Annotated in this window: 5 protein-coding genes; 3 read left to right on the forward strand and 2 right to left on the reverse strand. The window is 58.5% G+C overall.

Annotation, left to right across the window (positions count from 1 at the left end):
* The first annotated feature begins 1 nt into the window (after position 1).
* Positions 2-1,021 (forward strand): low specificity L-threonine aldolase, encoded by a 1,020-nt coding sequence (locus IJL83_01615; GenBank protein MBQ6552305.1) that lies wholly within the window; start codon positions 2-4, stop codon positions 1,019-1,021.
* 90 nt (positions 1,022-1,111) lie between these two features.
* Here the strand turns inward: IJL83_01615 and IJL83_01620 are convergent, their stop codons facing one another.
* A complete protein-coding gene (locus IJL83_01620) occupies positions 1,112-2,050 on the reverse strand; it encodes a hypothetical protein (protein ID MBQ6552306.1) in 939 nt (312 codons plus the stop codon).
* On the reverse strand, positions 2,047-2,589 hold the full coding sequence (locus IJL83_01625; protein MBQ6552307.1) for a sigma-70 family RNA polymerase sigma factor: 543 nt from the start codon (positions 2,587-2,589) through the stop codon (positions 2,047-2,049). The genes IJL83_01620 and IJL83_01625 overlap by 4 nt, the downstream gene beginning before the upstream one ends.
* Before the next feature lie 260 nt (positions 2,590-2,849).
* Between IJL83_01625 and IJL83_01630 the strand changes: the two genes are divergently transcribed.
* Both IJL83_01630 and IJL83_01635 read left to right on the forward strand, forming a co-directional pair.
* Complete coding sequence (locus tag IJL83_01630; protein MBQ6552308.1) at positions 2,850-4,592, forward strand: ABC transporter ATP-binding protein; 1,743 nt, start codon at positions 2,850-2,852, stop codon at positions 4,590-4,592.
* A 7-nt stretch (positions 4,593-4,599) separates the two neighbouring features.
* Positions 4,600-6,462, forward strand: a 1,863-nt coding sequence (locus tag IJL83_01635) for an ABC transporter ATP-binding protein (protein MBQ6552309.1), incomplete at its 3' end; no start/stop codon positions are given.

Consider the following 6,462-nt stretch of genomic DNA (forward strand, 5'->3'; position numbering starts at 1 on the left):
CATGCTTTCATTCGTCAACGACTACTGCGAGGGAGCGCATCCCGAAATACTGCGCCGCCTCGGCGAAAACAACTTCGTGAAAATGACCGGCTACGGCGAGGACGCGCTCTGCGCCGCCGCTAAGGATAAGATCCGCGCCGCCTTCTCCTGCCCCGACGCCGAAGTCTACTTCCTCGTCGGCGGCACGCAGACGAACGCGATCGTCATCGACTCCGTGCTCGCGCAGTATCAGGGAGTCGTCGCCGCTGCGTCCGGCCACATCAACGTGCACGAATCCGGCGCGGTCGAGGCCTGCGGGCGCAAGATACTCGCCCTGCCGCATCACGACGGCAAGCTCGCCGCCGAAGACGTCAAAAAGCTCTGCGCCGGCTTCTACGCCGACGAGGCGCACGAGCATATGGTATTTCCCGGTATGGTCTATATCTCGCACCCGACGGAATACGGCACGCTCTACACGCTCGACGAGCTGAAAGCGCTCCGCGCCGTCTGCGACGAATACGGGATGAAGCTCTTCCTTGACGGAGCGCGGCTCGGCTACGGGCTCGCCGCCGGAGGCGTCACGGGCGCGGATATATCCCGCCTCTGCGACGTCTTCTATATCGGTGGGACGAAGGTCGGCGCGCTCTTCGGCGAAGCCGTCGTTTTCAAAAAGGAGTGCGCGCCCGCGCACTTCGTCACGCTCTATAAGCGCCGCGGCGCGATGCTCGCGAAGGGCTGGCTGCTCGGCCTGCAGTTCGACGCGCTCTTCACCGACGGGCTCTATTTCAAGATAGCGCAAAACGCTATAGACGCGGCGGCGCGGATAAAGGCGGCGCTGCGCGAAAAGGGCTATGAGTTCCTCATCGACTCGCCGACGAATCAGATATTTGTCGTCATGGAGAACGCCGCGGCAACCGCCTTCCGCGAAAAGGTCGCCTGCGAGGTCTGGGAGCGCACCGACGCGGAGCACACCGCCCTCCGCCTCGTGACGAGCTGGGCGACGAACCCCGAAGACGTCGACGCGCTGATAAAGGCGTTGTAATAAAACGCAAAAACGAATACGAAAAGCCCCTCCCGCGCGGGAGGGGCTTTTTTCGCGCCGCATCCAAGCGGCGCCGGGGGAAATGAAAAGCTACTGCATATTCTTGTATTCCTCAACGTTGGCAAGGAGCGTGCTTATTTCATCGTCGTTAAGGCAGCAATATCGCTCTTCGTTGAGGTACCTGTCAACCACCGTTTCGAGAGCGTCGACCGGAATACGCTTTTCCTTATAGGTCGAAGCGGAATTGTTGAGCAACCAGCGAATCGGATAGATCTCCCAATCCTCCGCAACTACCGCCCAGGGACTCGCGAACGCCTCGGCTATCCGCTTTTTGTCGCCGGAATAGATGATGTCGATCTCTTCGTCGGTAAAGTAGTAAAAGTATATCATCTCTTCTTCCGTTGAAAACCCGGAAAGCAAACCATTTTTACGGATGTTTGCACGTACCGCCTCAATGTTTTCGTTATTCAGTTCAACAAACTTCTCCCTCGGGATATTCAACTCTTCGACGATCTCAATTATGCTGTACGGCGCTACGTTTCCATACTTTACGCCTCCCCAGACGCTCTTCCACAAAGCGTCGAGACTCTCGGCGCCGGTCTGTTCAAGAATATAATTGCCCCAACGTGTACCGAATGATGTAAGTTTATCCAACGAATCGTCATACGCCAAGTATTTGGAACCAGCCCATCTTTCTCTGTCCCCGCCGTGAGCTTCCGACGGGTCGGGCGGCGTGGGATCGGTCCGGGGACTGTCCGAGGCGGGCACGGGCGGGTAATTTGTTCCGTAGTCGGTGGAGATGCTGCCGTCTTCACTCCCGACGCTTCCGCTTCCGGAGGAAGCGATGACGCCGCTGCGCCACGCGCCGGTCACGTTCAGCGCGACGAGCGCGCCCGCGACTACCACGACGAACGCCGCGGCCGCCGCCCATTTCATCCAAGGTCTTACGTGCCGGCTTTCACCGGTTGCTTCGGTTTTTTCGTCTATCCTTTTATAAAGCTCGTTCGTATATTCGGAAATATCTTTCATAGTATCTGATTCTCCTTTTCCAAGAGGGAACGAAGTTCCTTTTTGGCGCGATATATAAGATTATCGACCTGTTTTTTGCTCTTCTTCATCACCTTCGCGGTCTCTTCGTAGGTCATATCCTCAAAGTAGACGAGGTGTACGGCGACGCGCATTTCCTCCGGAAGCTTGCCGAGCGCGGCGTTAAGCTCGCGCTTGCGCTCGTCGGCGAGCACTTTCTCCTCGAGCTCCGCCTGCTCCGCCGCGTTCTCCGCTTCGGAAAGCTCCGTGAACGTTACCCTCCTGCGGCGCCTTATGCAGTCGAGGGCGCGGCTCTTGCCGAGCATATAAACGTAGGTCTTCAGGCTGACTTTGAAGTTGAATTTCTTATAAACGAAGAGGTCGCTCATAACGTCGAGCGCGATATCCTCCGCGGTGTGGATATCGGCGACGTAACGGTCGACGAAGAATACAAGGCCGAAAAACAATTCCTCCATTATCCCGGCCGCGGCGTCTCTGTCGCCTTCGAGGTAACGTCGGTATTTGGCGGCGCAGTCGTCCATTTGCAGCCCTCCTTCTGATCGGAATCGTCTTCGCCCTTTCACCCCTTATACGAACGGGCGGCGGAAAATCCTTATTTTTTCCGTCACTTTCTATTATAATTGTTTTTCACGAGGAGTCAACCGGAACCAAACGCCGCCTTCAACCGAAGGCGGCGCGTTTTTTTACAAAAATTTCATTGACATTAAAAAATAATATACCTATAATATAGGATATGTAAAAATGAGGTAATACGTTTGCAAAAAACAGAAAGGACAGAAAGATGCTCCGAAAACTCTCCAAAAGCATCCGCGAATACAAGCGCCCGACGATACTGACGCTCGTTTTCATCGTGCTCGAAGCGATAATCGAATGCATTATCCCCTTCGTCACGGCGCGGCTCGTCAACAACATACAGAACGGCGTCGAAATGGGCTTCGTCATCAGGATGGGCGCGATACTGCTCGTCATGGCGATCGCTTCGCTCGCCTGCGGCGGCCTCGCGGGACTCACCTGCGCGAAGGCGTCCGCCGGCTTCTCGAAAAACCTGCGGCACGATCTTTTCCATCGCATTCAGGGCTTCTCATTCGCGAATATCGACAGGTTCTCCACCTCCTCCCTCGTCACGCGTATGACGACGGACGTCAACAACGTGCAGATGGCGTTCATGATGATAATCCGCATCGCCGTCCGCGCGCCGATGATGCTTGTATTCTCCATTATCATGGCGTTCATCATGGGCGGCTGGCTCGCCGCGTCGCTCGTGCTGATAATCCCCTTCCTCGTCTTCGGGCTCATCATGATCGCCAAGAAGGCGATGCCCGCCTTCCGCCGCGTCTTCCGCAAGTATGACCGGCTGAACGAATCCGTCGAGGAGAACGTCTCCGCGATGCGCGTCGTCAAGGGCTTCGCCCGCGAGGACTTCGAGAAGCAGAAGTTCAACGCCGCCGCCGAGGATATCCGCGGCGACTTCACCCGTGCGGAACGCATAGTCGCGATCAACTCACCGCTGATGCAGATATGCATCTACTTCAATATGATATTCGTGCTGCTCGTCGGCTCCTACCTCGTGCTGAAGTTCTCCGGCAGCTACATCAACGTCGGCGAAATGACCGCGATGCTGACCTACGGCATGCAGATACTCATCCAGCTTCAGATGCTCTCGATGATCTACGTCATACTCACGATGTCCGCCGAGAGCGCGCGCCGCATCAGCGAGGTGCTCGACGAGGAACGCACCGTGACCAATCCCGAGAACCCCGTCTATGACGTTCCGGACGGCTCGATAGAGTTCAGCGACGTGCGCTTCAAGTATTCCGAAACCGCGAAGCTCTACGCGCTCGATGATATCGATCTGAAGATCGAATCCGGCATGACCGTCGGCATAATCGGCGGCACCGGCGTCGGCAAGTCCACGCTCGTGCAGCTCATCCCCCGCCTCTACGACGTCAGCGAGGGCTGCGTCAAGGTCGGCGGCAGGGACGTGCGCGAATACGACCTCGACGCGCTCCGCAACTCCGTCGCGATGGTGCTGCAGAAGAATCTGCTCTTCACCGGCACGATAAAGGATAATCTCCGCTGGGGCAACGAAAACGCCACCGACGAGGAGCTCGTCGACGCGTGCAAGCTCGCGCAGGCGGACGACTTCATCACCTCCTTCCCCGACGGCTACGACACCTACATCGAGCAGGGCGGCACGAACGTTTCCGGCGGCCAGAAGCAGCGCCTCTGCATCGCCCGCGCCCTGCTGAAAAAGCCGAAGATACTCATCCTCGACGACTCCACGAGCGCCGTCGACACCCGCACCGACGCGCTCATACGCGCCGGCTTCAAGAGCTACATACCCGAGACGACGAAGATAATAATCGCCCAGCGCGTCGCCTCCGTCATGGACGCGGATATGATAATCATCATGGACGGCGGCACGATAACCGCCGTCGGCACACACGACGAGCTGCTCGAAAAGAGCGACATCTACCGCGAGATCTACGAGCAGCAGACGAACGGGGGTGATCTCGATGAGTAACTCCCGTATGCCCGCGCCGAGAGGCGCGAGAGGTCCGCAGGGACCGCGTCAGCCCGTTCAGAAGGGGCTTTTCGGCAGGATAGTCAAGGCGCTCTTCAAGGCGTACCCCGGCTATGCTACGCTGACGGTCGTATGCGTGCTGCTCTCCGCCTTCGTCACCGCGATACCCGCCACATTCCAGCAGCGCGTGCTCGACATACTCGTTCAGGCGCTGAAGGACGGTCTGACCTGGGAGGTCGCGAAAACGCAGATACTGCCCCTCGTCTTCCTGCTCATCGGGCTCTACGTCGTTTCGCTCGTGCTGATGACGGTGCAGAGCCAGGTCGCCGCGATAATGACGCAGGGCTTCCTCAACAGGATGCGCTGCGCCATGTTCGACGATATGCAGTCGCTGCCCATCCGCTTCTTCGACCGCAAGAAGACCGGCGACATAATGAGCTATTACACCAACGACATCGACACGCTGCGCCAGCTCGTTTCGCAGTCGCTGCCGAACATACTGCGCTCCGGCATAATAGTGGTCACCGTGCTCTTCATCATGCTGTGGTACAGCGTCTATATGACGCTTATCGTTCTGGTCGGAGTCGCCGCGATGCTCTTCGTCTCCAAGAAGATCGGCGGCGGCAGCGCCAAATACTTCGTGCGGCAGCAGAAGTCCGTCGGCAAGGTCGAGGGCTACGTGCAGGAGATGATGAACGGCCAGAAGGTCGTCAAGGTCTTCTGCCACGAGGACAGGACCAACGCCGACTTTGACGCGCTGAACGAGGAGCTCTACCACGACGCCTACCGCGCCCACGGCTACGCCAACAGCATGGGCCCCGTCATCATGAACATCGGCAACGTGCTTTACGTCATATGCGCCGCGGTCGGCGGGCTTTTCCTGCTCTCCGGCATGAGTAATATCAGCATTTCCGGTCTGCCCTTCTCGATAGGCATAATAGTTTCCTACCTCAACATGACCAAGCAGTTCACCGGCAACCTCAACCAGGTCACGCAGCAGTTCAGCTCCATCGCGATGGGACTCGCCGGCGCCGGCAGAGTCTTCGACCTGATGGGCGCGGAGCCGGAGGAGGACAACGGCTACGTCACGCTCGTCAACGCCGTCGAGAATCCCGACGGCTCCGTCACCGAAACCGCCGAGCACACCGGCAAGTGGGCGTGGAAGCACCCCCACGGCGACGGAACGCTCACCTACACCCCCCTGCGCGGCGACGTGCAGCTGCTCGACGTGGACTTCTCCTATATCGAGGGCAAGCAGGTGCTCTACGACGTTTCCGTCTACGCGAATCCCGGGCAGAAGGTCGCCTTTGTCGGCGCCACCGGCGCGGGCAAGACGACGATAACCAACCTCATCAACCGTTTCTACGACATCGAGGACGGCAAGATCCGCTACGACGGCATCAACATAAACAAGATCAAGAAGGCCGACCTGCGCCGCTCGCTCGGCATCGTTCTGCAGGACGTCAATCTCTTCACCGGCACGGTCATGGAAAACATCCGCTACGGCAACCTCGACGCGACCGACGAGGAATGCGTCAACGCCGCGAAGCTCGCGGGCGCGGACGACTTCATCACGCGTCTGCCCGAGGGCTACGACACGCTGCTGACCGGCAACGGCGCGAATCTCTCGCAGGGGCAGCGCCAGCTCATCTCCATCGCGCGCGCCGCCGTCGCCGATCCGCCCGTAATGATACTCGACGAGGCGACCTCCTCCATCGACACCCGCACCGAAGCGATCGTTCAACGCGGCATGGATAAGCTGATGGAGGGCAGGACCGTCTTCGTCATCGCGCACCGCCTCTCCACCGTCATGAACTCCGACGTCATCATGGTGCTCGACCACGGCAGGATAATCGAGCGCGGCACGCAC

The organism is Clostridia bacterium (assembly GCA_017438525.1).
Classification (GTDB): domain Bacteria; phylum Bacillota; class Clostridia; order Oscillospirales; family RGIG8002; genus RGIG8002.